General features: G+C 64.7%; 1 protein-coding gene. It reads left to right on the forward strand.

Annotation, left to right across the window (positions count from 1 at the left end):
- Positions 1 to 32: 32 nt before the first annotated feature.
- Positions 33 to 866 (forward strand): ISNCY family transposase (locus LGN17_RS36440; protein ID WP_226201564.1); only part of this gene is annotated, 834 nt, incomplete at its 3' end.

An 866-nucleotide genomic window follows, 5' to 3' on the forward strand; every position in this document is an offset into this window, starting at 1 on the left:
CGGCCGCCGGGTGTCCGGCGCCGGAGGCTGCGATGGCTGCAACGGAGCGGATCACGATGACGATGCGCGAGCTGGACAGGTTCAAGGTCATTCAGGACGTAGCCGACGGCAAGCTCAAGCCGTGGCGCGCGGCCGAACGGCTGGAGTTGACGACGCGGCAGATTCGGCGGCTGGTCGCCCGGCTGCGTGTGCACGGCCCGGCGGGCTTGGTGTCGGGACATCGAGCGAAGCCCGGCAACCGTCGTCTGGATCCAGGAGCCGCCGACCGGGCCCTGTCGATCATCCGAGATCGCTACGCCGATTTCGGACCGACACTGGCTTGCGAGAAGCTGTGGGAATGTCACGGCATTCGGTTGGCCAAGGAGACGGTCAGGAAGCTGATGACGGACGCCGGGCTCTGGATTCCGCGCCGGCAGCGTCCGCCGAAGGTTTATCAGCCGCGAGCGCGCCGGGCGTGCCTGGGCGAACTGATCCAGATCGACGGCAGCGATCATCGGTGGTTCGAGGAACGGGCGCCGGCCTGCACGCTGCTGGTGTATGTGGACGATGCGACGAGCCGATTGATGATGCTGCACTTCACGCAGACCGAATCGACCTTCAGCTACTTCGAGGCAACGCGGGCGTACATCGAACGGCACGGCAAACCTGGGGCGTTCTACAGCGACAAGGCTAGCGTGTTTCGCAACGTGAAGCCGGGCAAGACTGGCAATCGCGTGACGCCGTTTGGTCGGGCGATGTACGAGCTGAACATCGACACATTCTGTGCGAGCAGCAGTTCGGCCAAGGGACGCGTGGAGCGAGCGCACCTGACGTTGCAGGATCGATTGGTCAAGGAGATGCGATTGCGCGGGATCAATACGGTGGCC

The organism is Burkholderia sp. AU30280, from assembly GCF_020420125.1.
In the GTDB taxonomy this organism is placed as follows: Bacteria; Pseudomonadota; Gammaproteobacteria; order Burkholderiales; family Burkholderiaceae; genus Burkholderia.